The organism is Curtobacterium sp. AC272 (assembly GCF_979258155.1).
On record NZ_OZ409838.1, the window covers coordinates 3,297,429 to 3,314,341 of the forward strand.

Here is a 16,913-nt window from a genome sequence, read left to right on the forward strand (position 1 = left end):
CGGAACAGTGGTGCCACCGGGCAGCGCCGCCCGGAGGAGGTCCCGAGGAGGAAGCCCCCGGATGAACAGAACACGGCTGAAGCCCCGCACCCTCGTCGGTGCCGTCGCGGTGATCGCCCTCGCCGCTCTCTCCCTGCAGGGCTGCGCCGTCGTGAACGGCAGCGGCGACGACCCGAACACCCTCCGCGTGATGATGGGCGCGGACACCACGTACCCCAAGGAGCGCAAGCAGTGGCAGCAGGACACCGCTGCCGAGTTCAAGCGCACCACTGGTGCGGACATCCAGTGGGAGACCTACTCGTCCGCGCAAGAGGAGTTGACCGCCATCCAGACCAGCGTCATCTCCGGCCAGGGCCCCGACGTCTACGCCATCGGCACCACGTTCACCCCGACCGCCTACGCCACCGGTGCGTTCGTCGAGATGGGATCGAAGGAGTGGAACGCCATCGGCGGCAAGGACCAGTTCGACCCGGCCTCGTTCGGCATCTCGGGGCCGAGCGACTCGAAGCAGATCGGGATCCCGTTCGCCAGCCGTCCGTTCGTGATGGCCGTCAACAAGGACCTCCTCGCGAAGGCCGGCATCACCGACATGCCGACCACGTGGGACGAGCTGACCGAGGACGCGAAGGCCACCACCGGTGACGGTCGGCACGGCCTGGCGATCGCCTACGCCGACGGCTTCGACCCGTGGAAGTTCGTGTGGGGCATGGCGCAGAACGCCGGCAACACCATCGTCGACGGCACGAAGGCAGAGATCGACAGCGACGCCGTCGAGAACGCGTACCGGACCTACTTCGACTGGGTCACGAAGGACGGCGTCGTCGACAAGGCCGCGATCGGCTGGAACAACGCGCAGGCCCTGGCACAGTTCACCGAGGGCAAGGCCGCGTTCTTCCCGATGACGACCACCACCGCGATCAACTCGTTCAAGGACACCAAGGTCGACGGCAAGTACGAGTTCGCCCTGCTCCCCACCGTCCCGCCGGGGGCCAGCGAGCGCCCGGCCGACGGCATCGAGGCCGCGAGCATCCTGTCCGGCGACAACTGGGTGGTGGCCGACTACGGCACGAAGCAGCAGCTGTCCTTCGACTTCGTCAAGCAGCTCAGCGCACCGAAGGCGCAGCTCGAGTACTACGACCTGTTCGGCAACCTGCCGACCAACGCGTCCGCCGCCGCCGACCTGGCCGCCGACAACCCGCAGCTCAAGCCGATCATCGACGCGGGCCGCCTGTCGAAGCCCACCGCCTTCACCGGCGCCTGGTCCGACATCCAGCTCGCCCTGGTCGACGTGGTCGTGCAGTCGATCCCGTCGCTCAAGAGCGGCGAGGTCACCGACGACCAGCTCCGCAAGCGTCTGCAGGACGCCCAGAAGGACGCCCAGTCCACCCTCGACCGTCAGAAGAACGGAGGTCTGTGATGACCAGCACCCAGACCAGACCGCCGCAGCGCACGGAGCAGACGGTCCGCCCGCACGGCACGACGCCGCTGTACAAGAAGGAGCGTCCGCTCTGGATGCTCATCCCCGGCGGGGTCCTCATGCTCGCCGTCATCGTGGTGCCGCTCCTGGTGGGCTTCTACATCGCGATGCTCGACCTGGACCAGTACACGCTGCGGCAGTGGTTCAGCGCCCCCTTCATCGGCTTCGCGAACTTCACCGAGGCCTTCACGAACTCGCCCCTGCTCCACTCCATCTGGATCTCGGTGTCGCTGTCCGTCTTGGTCACCGCGGTCACCGTCCCGATCGGCGTCGCGGCCGCGATCTCGACGCAGAACCGGTTCCCGGGGCGCGGTCTCGTCCGGTCGATCTACCTGATCCCCTACGTGCTGCCCGCGTTCGTCGTCGGCACGTTCTTCCGCACGATGCTGCAGCCGCAGGGCGTCGTGAACTCGATCCTGCACACCGACGTGCTCTGGCTGAACGGCTCCGCGTCCTACTGGGCGCTGGCCGGCGTGATGATCTGGACGAGCTGGCCGTTCGTCTACCTGCTGTCGCTCGCCGGGCTGCAGGCCGTGGACAACGAGGTGCACGAGGCCGCCGCGCTCGACGGGGTGACCTGGTGGGCGAAGCTGCGCTACATCATCTTCCCGTACCTGCGCGGGCCGCTCAGCCTGGCGGTGATCATCGCGATCCTGCACAACATCAACAACTTCACCCTGCCGTTCGTGCTGTTCGGCATCCCGCTGCCGTCGAGCGTCGAGGTCATGCCCGTCCTGACGTACATCGCGAGCTTCCAGTCGTTCCGCTTCGGCCTGTCCGCGGCCATGGCGATCTGCTCGCTCGTGATCGTCGCCATCCCGTTGTTCGTCTACCTGCGAGCCGTCAAGCTCGACACCGGTGACGACGCGGGCCCCAACCGGAAGCAGCGCCGCGCCGACCGCGCCACGCTCGCCGCCGCCCCGACCGCCGCCGACATCGACGGAGCACGAGCATGAGCGCCCAGAGCACATCCTTCGCCGGCACCACCCGGACCCGCCCGACGTCGACCCTGACCGAGAGCATCACCGCGCCCGGTCGACGCCACAAGCGCCCCTACGACACCGACGTCACCCGGCTCCTGCCCCGCTGGCTGCTCATCGTGGTGATCGCGATCATCATCGCGTTCATCGCCGTCCCGGTCCTGTACATCCTGTTCGGCTCGGTGAACTCGGACGTCGCGGTCGCCCGCGGCGAGTACTTCCCGTCCGAGTTCACGCTGTCGAACTACGTCGAGATCTGGTCGACGGTCGCCCTCGGCGAGGGGCTGGTCAACTCGATGCTCACCGCCGGCGCGGTCGCCATCGCGAGTGCCGCGCTCGCCGTGTCCACCGCGTACGTGCTGGTCCGGTTCCGGTTCCTCGGTCGCCTGACCATCCTGCGTGGGCTCCTCGCGCTGCAGTCGATCCCCGGCACGCTCCTGCTGCTGCCCGTGTTCGTGGTGTTCTCGAACATCGCCAGTGCCACGGGCGTGCAGATCATCGGCACCCGCTGGGGTTTGTTCGTCACCTACCTGACGTTCGCCCTGCCGTTCTCGACCTGGGTGATGGTCACCTACCTGCGTGGTCTGCCCAAGGAACTCGAGGAGGCCGCCCGCATCGACGGCGCCTCGAGCACGAAGATCCTGACGAAGATCGTCCTGCCGCTGTCGTGGCCCGGCATCGTCGTCTCGGCGATCTTCGCCTTCCTGCTCGGCTGGAACGACGTCCTGTTCTCCACGATCATGACGACCCCGAACACCCGGACGGTGGCCGTGGTCCTGCAGGTGCTCGGCACCGCGCAGGAGGGCGGTGCGGTCCCGATCTACGGCCAGATGATGGCCGCCTCGATCGTCTGCGCCGTGCCGGTCGTCGCCCTGTACCTGATCTTCCAGCGCTACCTGGTGGGCGGTCTGACGGCCGGCTCCGTCAAGTGAGCGCGGCAGTCACCGCAACCCAGAACCGGACTGGAGGCCCGTGGCGGCCCCGCCACGCGCCTCCCGTCCGACACGAAAGGACACCATGACCGACCAGCCCACGTGGGAACTCTCCGGCTTCGGCGACGAGATCGACTCAGACCCCGTCGTCCAGGTCGCGGTCCTGCAGGCGCTCGGCGCGAGCGCCATCGAGGTCCGCAGCGCCTGGGGCGTGAACGTCGTCGACCTCGACGAGGACCAGCTCGCCGGACTCCACCGCCTGCTCGAGGAGCGCGGACAGACCGTGTCCGCCATCGCCTCGCCGATCGGCAAGGTCTCCGTCGACGAGCCCGTCGAGCACGAGGTCGGACGGCTCGGCCGCGCGATCGCCGCCGCGCACGCCCTCGGCACCACGAACATCCGGATCTTCTCGTTCTACTTCGAGGGCCGGCAACCGGAGGACGTCCGCGACGACGTCCTCGTCCGGATGCGCGCCCTGGCCGACCTCGCCGCACGCGAGGGCGTGACCCTGCTGCACGAGAACGAGAAGGACATCTACGGCGACGTCCCCTCGCGCGTGCTCGACATCGTCGAGGCGTCGGGTCGCCGGCGCTCCGACTGGCCTGGGACAACGCGAACTACGTGCAGTGCGGCGTCAAGCCGTTCACCGACGGGTGGGCGCAGCTCGCGCCCTACGTCGACTACCTGCAGGTCAAGGACGCCCTGGCCGCCGACTCGTCGGTCGTCCCCGCGGGTGAGGGCGACGGCGAACTGCTCCAGACCCTCACCGCGCTGCGCGACGCCGGCTACTCCGGCTACGCCTCGCTCGAGCCGCACCTCAGCGACTTCACCTCCCTCGGCGGGTTCTCCGGCCCCGCGGCCTTCGGTCGTGCCGGTCGTGCCCTCCGCACCCTCACCGACCAGATCGGAGTCACCCTGCGATGACCACCCCACTGAAGTTGGCAGTCGTCGGCGCCGGCGTCATCGGACGCCACCACGCCAAGGTCGCCGTCCACCACCCGGACCTGCAGGTCGTCGCCCTCGTCGACGCGATCCCCGCCGCCGCCACGAGCGCCGCCGACGAGATCGAGGCGATGGGCGCCACCCGCCCCGTCACGACGTCCACCATCGAGGAGGCGATCGCGCAGACCGACATCGACGTCGTCGCGATCTGCTCGCCCTCCGGCATGCACGTGCAGCTCGCCGAGGCCGCCTTGGCCGCCGGCAAGCACGTCGTCATCGAGAAGCCCCTCGACACCACGATGCCCTGGGCCCGGCAGATCGCCGCGCTCGCCGCGGCGGCACGCGACCGTGGACTCGTCACGAGCGTCATCAGCCAGCACCGCTTCGACCCGGCCTCGGCCGCCGTCGCCGCAGCCGCCCACGACGGCGGGTTCGGCACCGTGACCTCCGGCCTGGCGAGCGTCGCCTGGTACCGGTCGCAGGGCTACTACGACTCCGGCGACTGGCGCGGCACCTGGGCGCTCGACGGTGGCGGCGCCGTGATGAACCAGGGCGTGCACACCGTCGACCTGCTCGTCTGGGCACTCGGCCGTCCGGTCGAGATCTCGGCCCAGACCGGGCTGCTCGCGCACGACCGCATCGAGGTCGAGGACACCGCCGTCGCCACCGTCCGGTTCGCCGGCGGCGCGCTCGGCGTCATCCACTGCACGACCGCCGCGTACCCGGGCCTGTCCGCGCGCTACGCCGTGTACGGCACGCACGGGTCGGCGATCGTCGACGACGACCGCCTGGCGTACTTCCACATCGCACCCGACGCCGCGACCCTCGAGTCCGCGTCGACCACCTCGAACGCCTCGGCGGTCGCGGGCGCGGTCGACCAGAAGGACGACGTCGTCCCGCCGGAGCACGTCGTCGGCGGCCCGGCCGAGCCCGACCACTTCGCCGCGGGCACGGCCGGCAGTACACCGACATCGTGGCCGCGATCCGCGAGGGCCGTGAGCCCGGCGTGACCGTCGACGCGGCCCTCGTGTCGCTCGCCACCGTCCGCGGGCTGTACATCAGTGCGACGCTCGGGCAGCCCGTCCGGATCGACGACGTGATCGAGGGCAAGTACGACGACGTGGTGCCCGTGGTGGGCGCTGCAGCAGCGTCCGACACCGCCACCGAAGGAGTCACCCGATGAAGTTCTCCGTGTTCACCGCCTCCACCCCCGACTGGACCCCGTCGCAGGCCGCCTCGACGCTGGCCGAGCAGGGCTGGGACGGCGTCGAGTGGCGCATCGTCGACGACCGCCCCGCGGACGGCGCCGTCGTGCCCGCCGGTCGCTCGTTCTGGGCCGGCAACAACTCCACGTGGCAGTTCACCGGCATCCAGGACCACGTCGGCGAGATCGCCCGGATCACCGACGCCGCCGGGCTCGAGTACTCCGGCATCGGCGGGTACCAGCAGGCGTCGGACCACGAGGGCGTCGAGACGATGCTCCGCGTCACGAGCGAGCTCGGCGCCCGCCAGGTGCGGGTCTCGATGCCGATGTACCGGCAGGAGAAGGAACGCACCGGCGAGACGTACGGGCAGATCTTCGACCGCACCCGCGCCGACCTCGAGTGGGCGGTGACCCGGGCGACCGAGCTCGGCGTCAAGGCGCTCGTCGAGCTGCACCACATGACGATCACGCCCTCGGCCTCGGCGGCGCTGCGGCTGGTCGACGGCCTCGACCCGGAGCACGTCGGCGTCATCCACGACCTCGGCAACCTGGTCATCGAGGGGCAGGAGGACCACCTCGCCGCGTTCGAGCTCCTCGGCCCGTACCTCGCGCACGCCCACGTGAAGAACGCCCGCTGGGTCGACACCGGCGACACCCGCGCCGACGGCAGCACGATCTGGCAGAACGAGTGGGCACCGCTGCGCACCGGGCAGGCGTCCGTCTCCGAGTACCTCGACGCCCTCCGCCAGGTCGGCTACGACGGCTGGGTCACCATCGAGGACTTCTCCACCGACCTGCCCCTCGAGGCCCGCACCGCCGACAACCTGGCGTACCTGCGGTCCCTGGTCCCGGTGTCGGCATGACCGATCGCCGCCCCGGCATCGTCCACCTCGGGGTGGGCGCGTTCGCGCGCGCCCACCTCGCCTGGTACACCGCCCACACCACGGGGGACCCGTGGGGCATCACGGCCTTCACCGGCCGCTCGCCCGCGGCGGCAGACGCCCTCACCGCGCAGGACTGCCGGTACACGCTGGTCACGCGTGCTGCGTCCGGCGACGACGCCGAGGTGGTCGACACGATCGTGGCCGCCCACCCGGGCAGCGACGACACGGCCTGGAGGCACGTGGTCGCGTCCCCGGAGACCACCATCGTGACGCTGACGGTCACCGAGCAGGGCTACCGGTCCGGTTCCGACGTCCCCGCCCGGTTGGTCACGGGGCTCGACGCCCGGCGCACGGCCGGCGGCGGGCGCATCGCGCTGGTCAGCCTCGACAACCTCACGCACAACGGCGCGGTGCTGCGCGAGGCCGTGCTGGGTGCCACCACCGACCCCGGACTGCGCGCTGGATCGAGGCGAACGTTTCGTTCCCGTCGTCGATGGTCGACCGGATCACGCCCGCGACCACCGACGCCGACGTCGAGGGCCTCGCCGCCCTGCCGGGAGCGCTCGCCGGGGACCGGGTCCCCGTCGTCACCGAGCCCTTCGCGGAGTGGGTGCTCGAGGACGCCTTCGACGGGATCGACCGCCCCGCGTGGGAGACCGCCGGCGTGCGCGTCGTCGACGACGTCACCCCGTACGAGCAGCGGAAGCTCTGGCTGCTGAACGGCTCGCACTCGCTGCTCGCGTACCTCGGGCTCCAGCGCGGGCACGAGACCGTCGCCGCGGCCGTGGACGACCCGGTGTGCCGTGCCGCCGTCGAGCAGCTGTGGGACGAGGCCGCCCGCGAACTGCCGCTGCCGCCGACGAGGTCACCGACGCCCGTGCCGCCCTGGTGGACCGGTTCCAGAACCCCCGCATCCGGCACACCCTGCGACAGATCGCCTCCGGTGGATCGCAGAAGCTGCCCGTTCGGGTCGTCGACGTCGTGCGGCACCGACTCGAGCGTGAGCCGTCCGCCGGCATCGGGCCCGGCGCCGCGACCGCGATCGCCGCGTGGTGGCTCCACGTCACGACGCAGCCCGACCTCGTGGACGACGACGGAGCCCCCGGGGCAGACTCGGACGTGCGCGACGTGCTGCGCGTCATCGCCCCCGACCTCGACACCACCGACGTGGTCGACGCGATCACCGCGGCGGCCGACGACATCCGAGCGGCGAGCACCGCCGCACGCACCACCACCAGCACCGACGAAGGAGTCCACGCATGACCGACACCACCACGAACCCCGCGGCCCCGGTGCCGGGCGCCGCCGACACCGGCGCGGCGACCGGGCACACCTCCGGGCGTCCGGACACGTGGGCGTCGGCCGACCGCGGCCAGCTCATCGAGCGCGCCGAGGTGATCGTCACCAGCCCGAACCGGAACTTCGTCACGCTGAAGATCACGACCGCCGACGGCGTCACGGGCCTCGGTGACGCGACGCTGAACGGCCGCGAGCTCGGCGTCGCCGCGTACCTGTCCGAGCACGTCGTGCCGCTGCTGATCGGCCGCGACGCCAGCCGCATCGAGGACGCCTGGCAGTTCCTGTACCGCTCGTCGTACTGGCGTCGCGGCCCGGTCACGATGGCCGCGATCGCGTCGGTCGACATGGCGCTCTGGGACATCAAGGCCAAGGTCGCCGGCATGCCGCTCTACCAGCTGCTCGGTGGTGCATCCCGCACCGGGCTGATGGCCTACGGACACGCCTCGGGCAAGGAGCTCCCCGAGCTGTTCGACTCGATCCGCGAGCACCAGGAGGAGGGCTACCGCTCGATCCGCGTGCAGACCGGCGTCCCCGGTCTCGAGAGCATCTACGGCATCGCCTCGAACAAGACCACCGAGGGCAACGAGGGCGTCCGGTACGACTTCGAGCCGGCACAGCGCGGAGCCTTCCCCGCCATGGAGGACTGGGACACCCGCGCCTACCTGCGCCACGTGCCCACCGTGTTCGAGGCCGTCCGCAACGAGTTCGGACCCGAACTGCCGCTCCTGCACGACGGGCACCACCGGATGACCCCGCTGCAGGCCGCGAAGCTCGGCAAGTCGCTCGAGCCGTACGACCTGTTCTGGCTCGAGGACTGCACCCCCGCCGAGAACCAGGAGGCACTGAAGCTCGTCCGGCAGCACACCACCACGCCGCTCGCGATCGGCGAGGTCTTCAACACGATCTGGGACTTCAAGGACATCATCCGCGACCAGCTCATCGACTACGTCCGCGGAGCCGTCACGCACATGGGCGGCATCTCCCCGCTCAAGAAGACGATGGACTACGCCGCGATGTACCAGATCAAGTCCGGGTTCCACGGGCCGACCGACATCTCGCCCGTCGGCCTGGCCGCCCAGATGCACCTCGGGATGGCGATCCACAACTTCGGCATCCAGGAGTACATGCAGCACGGCCCGCAGACGAACCAGGTGTTCCAGCAGACCTTCACCTTCACGGACGGCTACCTGCACCCCGGTGACGAGCCCGGCCTCGGGGTCAGCCTCGACGTCGACGAGGCCGGCAAGTACCCGTACGAGCAGGCCTACCTGCCGTTCAACCGCCTGGCCGACGGCACCGTCCACGACTGGTAGCGGGCAGGCTGGGGGCATGGAGTTCGCGGACGTCGCCAGGGAGCTGCTGCTCGTCGCACCCGGGGACTTCATCGCCGAGCGCACCGCCCGCCAGCGCGCGGTGCGGAAGGACGACCGGGCCCTGGCGGCGGCGATCGGGAAGCTCCGGAAGCCGGCACCGGCAGCGTGGGTCGTGGACCTGCTCGCGCACGACGGCGCCCTCGACGACGCGGTCGACCTCGGACCCGCCCTCCGCACGGCGCAGGCCGACGCCGACCCCGGAGCGATCCGGACACTCCGACAGCAACGCTCCGAGGTGATCGAGGCGTTGACGCAGGCCGGCGCCGACCTCGCCTCGGACGCCGGACACCCCGCGACGCCCGCCGTGCTCGACCAGGTGCGCGCGACGATCGAGGCCGCGATGGCCGACCCGCACGCAGGCGCCGCTGTGCGTTCGGGGCTGCTCGTGACGCCGCTGGAGAGCGTGGGGTTCGACGCGGTCGACCTGGACGGGGCGCTCGCGGACCCGGACGCGGTGCCGGACGCCTGGTCCGGCAGCGATGCCCCACCCATTCCGATCACCCAGGCGAGGGGCGCGCGGAAGGCGAGCCGTGCCTCCCGGTCGACGGAGACGGAACCCCAGGACGGACCGGAGCCGGACGCCCAGCCCGAGCCGAAGCGTGACCCGGCCGCTGCGCGGAAGGCCGCGCGCCAGGCGGAGACCGCCGCCCGGAGCGAGTCCCGGGACGCCGATGCCGCACTCGACGCCGCGGAGGCGGACCTCGAGTGGGCCGAGGAGCGCCGAAGCCAGCTGCAGCGGGAGCTCGAGCAGGCCGACGCCGAGGTCGCGCGGTGGGAACAGGCGCGCGACGCCGCCGAGGCCACGAGCAACGACGCCCGCGAGCTGCTGGCGGCGGCGCAGGAGCACCGGCGCAGCCTCGGTCGCTGATCCTCGCGGAGCGTTCGGTCCCATCACGCGCGCGATGGAAGGTCGAATCGGGCGTCCTCGGCCGAAAGGAACGACCACCTACGCCCGGAACGACCCACTACGCCCGGGACGACTCCTCCGCGCGGCACGACCGCCGATCGTTACACAACAGTTGTCGTTCTTGACGAGGGGTGTTGGAGCGGTCTAACGTCGGACACCATGCTTCGGGCCGGCGATGGTCCGCCGGGATCCGTCTCCGCATCAGCACGGGGCGCCCCGGGTACAGGACTCGCATCATCGCCGACGCCCCGACCGCCCGCAGCCACTGCGCGGGCGGTCGGGTGCGTGGCGCGCGGCGCACCCCGGAGACATGCCGCGATGCCGGGTCGAGCACTCCGGGGCCCCTCCAGGAGAGACGACACATGTCGGAACCCCGCACCAACCGCACCATGACCCTGACCCCGCCGAACGGCGTGACGACCGCACCACCTGCCACCGCTCCACCGGCCGCCGGGCGCGAGGGCTTCATCGCCCGCCTCGGCATCCCGCACCCGCTGCGCTGGGGCTTCCTCGGTGTCCTCGTCTTCATGACGGGCGACGGCATCGAGTCGAACTTCATCGCTCCGCACATCGCCGCGGCCCTCGGCTCGGGCGGCACGGACAGCGCCGCGATGGTCATCGCCATCTACGGCGTCGCCGTCCTGGTGGCGTCCTACTTCGCCGGCGTGCTCTCCGAGTTGTGGGGTCCGCGCCGCGTCATGACGATCGGCGCCGTCCTGTGGGTGGTGTTCCAGGTCGCGTTCCTCGCGGCGCTGCCCACCGGGTCGGTCGGGCTGATCGCCCTGACGTACTTCCTGCGCGGACTCGGGTTCCCGCTGTTCGCCTTCTCGTTCCTCTGCTGGGTGAACCACACCGTGGCGCGCGACCGGAACGCCACGGCCGTCGGCTGGTTCTACGTCGTCTTCACCGGTGGCCTGCCGACGCTCGGCTCGCTCATCGCGATCGGCAGCATCCCCGCGTTCGGCGGCGGTCACACGGGGGAGACGTGGTCGATGGCCCTGTCGCTCGTCCTCGTCGTGGCCGGCTGGGTGATCGTCCGGTTCGGCGTGCACGAGCAGACCGGGCTCGGCCGCATCGCCCCCCGCGCGCACTCCGCCGCACGGGTCATCGCCAGCGGCATCGAGGTCTGCATCACGCGCCCCAAGGTCCTGCTCGCCGTCCTGATCCGGCTCGTCAACACGGCGCCCGAGTTCGGCATGTTCGTGATCATGCCGGCGATCATCGGCACCGAGCTCGGGTGGGGCCAGTCGAAGTGGCTCACGATGACCGTGATCGTCTACGCCGGCAACATCCTGTTCAACGCCTTCTTCGGCGCACTCGGCGACCGCATCGGCTGGATCCGCACCGTCAAGTGGTTCGGCATCGGCGCCTCGGCGATCGGGCTGCTGGCCTGGTGGTACGTCCCGCACCTGGTGCCGGCCGGTTCCGAGTGGGGCTTCTGGCTCGCCACCGCCGCGGGGACGGTGTTCGGCATCATGCTCGCCGGGTTCACACCCATGGGCGCGATCGTCCCCGCCTTCGCCGGCGAGGAGCGTCGGGGTGCCGCGATGGCCATGTACGCCACGGCGGCCGGTGGTGCGACCTTCCTCGGCAACGCCGTGGTCAGCGCCGTCCTGCCGTGGGGTGGGCCCGGTGGCGTGGTCTGGACGTTCGTCGGCCTCTACGTCCTCGCCTTCGTGGTGCTGTCGTTCCTCAGGGTGCCGAAGGAGGCGGTGGCCGCGGGGCACTGAGGCACGACACGCCCGGCGGGTGCTGGTAGAGTCGGTGATTGACTTCGGCGAGGGCCGCGACAGCGGCCGTGATCGACGCGGTGGGAGACCCGGCCCAGCCCAGGGAACGTTCCTCACGCGTGCACGCGTTCGAGTTGCAACACCACAGACCCCCACGATGCCGGACCGCCGGTGTCGACCCCCGAGACCAGGAGGCACCATGGCCGACTACACGAAGCTCGCAGCGGACGTCCGCACCAAGTTCGGCAAGGGTGCAGCGCGCAAGCTCCGCGCCGCCGACAAGATCCCGGCAGTGGTCTACGGCCACGGCACCGAGCCGAAGCACATCTCGCTGCCCGGTCACGAGACCATGCTGCTCGTCCGTACCGCCAACGCGGTCGTCGACCTCGACATCGAGGGTGCTGCCCAGCTCGCCCTCGTCAAGGACGTCCAGCGTGACCCGGTGCGCCAGATCATCGAGCACATCGACCTCGTGGTCCTGCGCCGCGGCGAGAAGGTCACGGTCGACGTGCCCGTCGTCATCGAGGGCGAGTCCTTCTCCGGCACGATCCACGTGCAGGACCTGAACACCGTCTCCCTGCTGGTCCTCGCGACCGACATCCCGGAGCACGTCGTCGTCGACGTCGAGGGCCTCGAGGACGGCAAGCAGATCACGGCCGCCGAGCTCACCCTCCCCGAGGGCGCCGAGCTCGAGACCGACGGCGAGGCGCTCGTCGTGCAGATCGTCACCCCGCGTGGCACCGCTGACGACGACGCTGCGGACGAGGCCTCGGCCGAGGCCGGTGCCGAAGCCGGTGCCGAGGGCGGCTCCGAGCCGGTCGACTCCGAGTAACACCCCTTCCAAGGCATCTGGTCGACGCTGTGGCGGATCGAACGCTGGTCGTGGTCGGACTCGGGAACCCCGGGCCCGACTACGCCGGCAACCGTCACAACGTCGGCCAGATGGTCCTCGACGAACTCGCGTCCCGCATGGGTGCGCGGTTCAAGAAGCACAAGACGCCGAACCAGGTCGCCGAGGGGCGCCTGGTGCCCGGCGGTCCGCGCCTGGTGCTCGCGAAGCCCGGCTCGTTCATGAACACCTCGGGTGGACCGGTCTCGTCGGTCCTCGGGTTCTACAGCGCCACCCCGGCCGACCTCGTCGTCGTGCACGACGAGCTCGACCTGCCGTTCGACACCGTCCGCCTGAAGGGCAGCGGGGGTCACGGCGGGCACAACGGCCTGCGCGACATCATCAAGGCCACCGGCACGAACGAGTTCTCGCGCGTGCGGGTCGGCATCGGTCGTCCGCCCGGTCGTCAGGACCCCGCCGACTACGTGCTGCGTGACTTCTCCGCAGCCGAGAAGAAGTCGCTGCCCATCCTGCTGGCCGACGCCGCGGACGCGGTCGAGGCGATCGCCGAGGTCGGACTCGTCGCCGCGCAGCAGCGGGTGCACGCACCGTCCTGACCGCGCCGGCCGTGTTCGCCCGTCGCGCACCACGCGGGCGGTGTCGGTGGGGGCCGGTACCATCTCCTGAGTGACGATCTCGGGCATCATCCCTGCGCTCTCGCGCGCCTCCGCGTTCGATCGCGTGCTCCGCGCCGCGCCTCGTGACGCCGACTTCTCGGTCGTCGACGGCCTGCGGGTCCCGCTGCTCGGGGCGCTGCTCGCCGAGCGGAACGGGCCGCAGTGCGTGCTCGTCATCACGGCGACGGGGCGTGAAGCCGAAGCGGTCCGCGACGCCCTCGGCAGCTACGTCCCCGACGCCGACGTCCTCGAGTTCCCGGCGTGGGAGACCCTGCCGCACGAGCGTCTCAGCCCGAGTGCCCAGACCGTCGGCACCCGCATCGCGACGCTCCGCAGGCTCGCGTCGTGGTCCGCGGCCGAGGCCACCGATCGCCGCACCACCATCGTCGTGGCGAGCGTCCGCGCAGCGCTGCAGCCGATCGCCGCCAACCTGACCTCGCTCGCGCCCGTCGTGCTGCGCACCGACTCGCGCGGCAACGACCTGGCCGCCATCGCCGCGAAGCTCGTCGACATGGCCTACGCCCGCGTCGACCTCGTCACGCGGCGCGGTGAGTTCGCGGTGCGCGGCGGCATCCTCGACGTCTTCCCGCCCACCGCGGACCACCCCGTCCGCGTCGACTTCTTCGGCGACGAGATCGAGGCCGTCAAGGCGTTCTCGGTCGCCGACCAGCGCACGACCGAGGACGACCTCGGCTCGGTCGAACTCACGGCCTCGCGCGAACTCCTGCTCAGCGACGACGTCCGGCAGCGGGCGCGCGAGATGCTCCACGAGTTCCCGAACCTGTCCCAGATGCTCGCGAAGATCGCCGAGGGGATCCCGGTCGAGGGCATGGAGTCCCTCGCCCCCGCGCTCGTGCAGGACCTCGTCCCGATGACCTCGTACCTGCCCGAGGACGCCACCATCGCGGTGTTCTCGCCCGAGCGGGTGAACGGTCGCGCGAACAGCCTGGCCGAGACGAACACCGAGTTCCTGCAGGCCGCGTGGAGCGCCGCGGTCGCCGGGGCCCAGGCGCCGATCGACCTCGACGCCGGCAACTTCCTGACGGTGCAGCAGCTCAAGAACACCCGTGGGCAGCGCACCTGGTGGACGGTGTCGCCGTTCGACTCCGGTCTCGACGAAGGCGACACAGCGCGCGTGCTCACCGACGCCGAGGCAGCAGCCGAGGCGGGGAGTACATCCGCGTCCGCGCCGAGGCAGTGCCGAGCTTCGCGGGCAGCGCCGACGGCGCGATCGCGCACGTCAAGGCGCTCACCGATGACGGGTGGGCGGTCGTGGTGACCGCCCAGGGCCAGGGGCTGGTCGAGCGGGCGGTGCAGGTCCTCGCCGACGCCGGGGTCGCAGCCCGTGCCGAGGCCCTGCCCGCGCCTCCCGAACCGGGTGTCGCCATCGTCACGACCGCGACCGTCGAGCACGGCTTCGCCATCCCGGATCCGCGCATCGTCGTCCTCAGTGAAGCGGAGTTCTACGGCCGGAGCGTCCAGCAGGGCGCGCGCACCGTCAAGAAGCTGGCCAGCCGTCGCAAGAACGTGGTCGACCCACTGCAGCTCAAGCCGGGCGACGTGGTCGTGCACGCGACCCACGGCATCGGCAAGTTCGTGGAACTGGTGAGCCGCGAGGTCAGCTCCGGCGGCCGCAACGCGGTGAAGACGCAGCGCGAGTACCTCGTGCTCGAGTACGCGCCGTCGAAGCGGAACTACCCCGGCGACAAGCTCTTCGTGCCGACCGACCAGCTCGACCAGCTCTCGCGGTACGTCGGTGGCGAGTCCCCGACCCTGTCGAAGATGGGCGGTTCGGACTGGTCCGCCGCCAAGTCGAAGGCCCGCAAGGCCGTCCGCGACATCGCCGTCGACCTGGTGAAGCTGTACTCGGCGCGGATGGCGTCGAAGGGGCACGCGTTCGGCCCGGACACCCCGTGGCAGCGCGAGCTGGAAGAGGCGTTCCCGTTCGCCGAGACCGCCGACCAGCTCACCACCATCGACGAGATCAAGCGGGACATGGAGCGGCCGATCCCGATGGACCGCCTGCTGTCGGGCGACGTCGGGTACGGCAAGACCGAGGTCGCGATCCGTGCCGCGTTCAAGGCGGTGCAGGACGGCAAGCAGGTCGTCATGCTCGTGCCGACGACCCTGCTCGTCCGCCAGCACATGGAGACGTTCCAGGAGCGCTTCGCCGGGTTCCCCGTGCACCTGCGCGCCCTGAGCCGGTTCCAGTCCGAGAAGGAGTCGAAGGAGACCATCGCCGGGCTCGCCGACGGCACCGTCGACATCGTCATCGCGACCCACCGGATCCTGTCGCAGGGCATCACCTTCAAGGACGTCGGGCTCGTCATCATCGACGAGGAGCAGCGGTTCGGTGTCGAGCACAAGGACCAGCTGAAGAAGTTCAAGACGAACGTCGACGTCCTGGCGATGTCGGCGACCCCGATCCCACGCTCGCTCGAGATGGCGGTCACCGGCATCCGCGAGATGTCGACCCTCGCCACCCCACCCGAGGACCGCCACCCCATCCTGACCTTCGTGGGGCCGCAGTCCGACCTGCAGGTGGCCGCCGCGATCCGCCGCGAGCTGTTGCGCGAGGGCCAGGTGTTCTACGTGCACAACCGTGTGCGGGACATCCAGGGCGTCGCCGCGCACCTGGCCGAGATCGTTCCAGACGCACGCATCGCCGTGGCACACGGGCAGATGTCCGAGAGCACCCTCGAGCAGGTCATGGTCGACTTCTGGGAGCGCCGGTTCGACGTCCTCGTGTCGACGACGATCATCGAGACCGGCCTCGACATCGCGAACGCGAACACGCTCATCATCGACAAGGCCGACAAGTACGGGCTGTCGCAGCTCCACCAGCTGCGCGGTCGTGTCGGCCGAGGGCGCGAGCGCGGTACGCGTACTTCCTGTACGACTCCGAGAAGCCCCTGTCCGAGACCGCACAGGACCGCCTCGAGACCATCGCGGCGAACAACGAGCTCGGCGCGGGCATGCAGGTCGCCATGAAGGACCTCGAGATCCGCGGCGCCGGCAACCTGCTCGGCGGCGAGCAGTCCGGGCACATCGCGGGCGTCGGGTTCGACCTGTACCTCCGGATGATCGGCGAAGCCGTCTCGCAGTTCCGCGGTGACGTGGCCGAGGGGCAGACCGAGCTCCGACTCGAGATCCCGGTCGATGCGCACATCCCCGAGGACTACGTCGAGTCGGAGCGGCTCCGGCTCGAGGCCTACCAGAAGCTGTCAGCGGCCTCGGCCCCGACGGCGCAGCAGGACGCCATCGACATGGTGCTCGACGAGCTCACCGACCGGTACGGGCAGCCGCCGCAGGCCGTGCAGACGCTGGTCGAGGTCTCGCGCCTGCGTCGGATGGCGCAGCAGGTCGGGCTGTCCGACGTGGTGGTCATGGGCTCGAACCTGCGCGTGGCGGGCAAGGAGCTCGCCGACTCGTCGCAGGTGCGGCTCAAGCGGATGTTCCCGGGCGCGAAGTGGTTCCCGCAGCAGAACGCGGCGAGCATCCCGATGCCGCGGCCGCACGACCAGGCGCTGCCGGACGACGCCCTGATCCAGTGGGTGGAGAGCATCCTCACCGCCGTGTACGGCGCGACGACGCCGGCGGAGGCCCCGGCCGCGTAGAGGGCGGCGAACTTCGACTCGGAACGACGTTCTCGATGTCGTACGACAACGAGAACGTCGTT

The 16,913-nt window shown here is 70.7% G+C and carries 12 protein-coding genes and 4 pseudogenes; all 16 read left to right on the plus strand.

Going from position 1 to position 16,913, the window contains the following annotated elements:
- Positions 1-61: 61 nt before the first annotated feature.
- The 16 genes and pseudogenes from ACZZ0J_RS16960 (at position 62) to mfd (ending at position 16,851) form a co-directional block, all read left to right on the plus strand.
- Positions 62-1,417 (plus strand): ABC transporter substrate-binding protein, encoded by a 1,356-nt coding sequence (locus ACZZ0J_RS16960; protein WP_463437786.1) that lies wholly within the window; start codon positions 62-64, stop codon positions 1,415-1,417.
- Positions 1,417-2,433: a carbohydrate ABC transporter permease gene (locus ACZZ0J_RS16965; protein WP_123294721.1), complete on the plus strand. Its 1,017-nt coding sequence runs from the start codon at positions 1,417-1,419 to the stop codon at positions 2,431-2,433. The genes ACZZ0J_RS16960 and ACZZ0J_RS16965 overlap by 1 nt, the downstream gene beginning before the upstream one ends.
- Entirely contained in the window at positions 2,430-3,389 is a 960-nt protein-coding gene (locus ACZZ0J_RS16970; RefSeq protein ID WP_165901164.1) for a carbohydrate ABC transporter permease, read from the plus strand. Before ACZZ0J_RS16965 ends, ACZZ0J_RS16970 begins: the two co-directional genes overlap by 4 nt.
- A gap of 85 nt (positions 3,390-3,474) precedes the next feature.
- Positions 3,475-4,313 (plus strand): annotated as a pseudogene (locus tag ACZZ0J_RS16975) (sugar phosphate isomerase/epimerase family protein).
- A complete protein-coding gene (locus tag ACZZ0J_RS16980) occupies positions 4,310-5,341 on the plus strand; it encodes a Gfo/Idh/MocA family protein (RefSeq protein ID WP_463437787.1) in 1,032 nt (343 codons plus the stop codon). Before ACZZ0J_RS16975 ends, ACZZ0J_RS16980 begins: the two are co-directional and overlap by 4 nt.
- Positions 5,305-5,514: a hypothetical protein gene (locus tag ACZZ0J_RS16985; protein WP_463437788.1), complete on the plus strand. Its 210-nt coding sequence runs from the start codon at positions 5,305-5,307 to the stop codon at positions 5,512-5,514. Before ACZZ0J_RS16980 ends, ACZZ0J_RS16985 begins: the two co-directional genes overlap by 37 nt.
- Positions 5,511-6,398: a sugar phosphate isomerase/epimerase family protein gene (locus ACZZ0J_RS16990; RefSeq protein WP_463437789.1), complete on the plus strand. Its 888-nt coding sequence runs from the start codon at positions 5,511-5,513 to the stop codon at positions 6,396-6,398. The genes ACZZ0J_RS16985 and ACZZ0J_RS16990 overlap by 4 nt, the downstream gene beginning before the upstream one ends.
- A pseudogene (locus ACZZ0J_RS16995) lies at positions 6,395-6,802 on the plus strand (mannitol dehydrogenase family protein); the annotation flags it as partial. The gene ACZZ0J_RS16990 and the pseudogene ACZZ0J_RS16995, both read left to right, overlap by 4 nt.
- 110 nt (positions 6,803-6,912) lie before the next feature.
- A pseudogene (locus ACZZ0J_RS17000) lies at positions 6,913-7,194 on the plus strand (mannitol dehydrogenase family protein); the annotation flags it as partial.
- 47 nt (positions 7,195-7,241) lie between these two features.
- Complete coding sequence (locus tag ACZZ0J_RS17005; protein WP_463437790.1) at positions 7,242-7,682, plus strand: mannitol dehydrogenase family protein; 441 nt, start codon at positions 7,242-7,244, stop codon at positions 7,680-7,682.
- Positions 7,679-9,031, plus strand: a complete 1,353-nt coding sequence (manD, locus tag ACZZ0J_RS17010) for a D-mannonate dehydratase ManD (RefSeq protein ID WP_228504708.1) — start codon at positions 7,679-7,681, stop codon at positions 9,029-9,031. Before ACZZ0J_RS17005 ends, manD begins: the two co-directional genes overlap by 4 nt.
- A 16-nt stretch (positions 9,032-9,047) precedes the next feature.
- A complete protein-coding gene (locus ACZZ0J_RS17015; protein ID WP_463437791.1) occupies positions 9,048-9,959 on the plus strand; it encodes a hypothetical protein in 912 nt (303 codons plus the stop codon).
- Between the two features lie 401 nt (positions 9,960-10,360).
- Positions 10,361-11,728 (plus strand): RbtT/DalT/CsbX family MFS transporter, encoded by a 1,368-nt coding sequence (locus ACZZ0J_RS17020; protein ID WP_463437792.1) that lies wholly within the window; start codon positions 10,361-10,363, stop codon positions 11,726-11,728.
- Between the two features lie 199 nt (positions 11,729-11,927).
- Entirely contained in the window at positions 11,928-12,560 is a 633-nt protein-coding gene (locus ACZZ0J_RS17025) for a 50S ribosomal protein L25/general stress protein Ctc (protein WP_123294728.1), read from the plus strand.
- Between the two features lie 29 nt (positions 12,561-12,589).
- Positions 12,590-13,174 (plus strand): aminoacyl-tRNA hydrolase, encoded by a 585-nt coding sequence (gene pth, locus ACZZ0J_RS17030; RefSeq protein WP_123939048.1) that lies wholly within the window; start codon positions 12,590-12,592, stop codon positions 13,172-13,174.
- Between the two features lie 70 nt (positions 13,175-13,244).
- Positions 13,245-16,851 (plus strand): annotated as a pseudogene (mfd, locus tag ACZZ0J_RS17035) (transcription-repair coupling factor).
- The last annotated feature ends 62 nt before the right edge of the window (positions 16,852-16,913 follow it).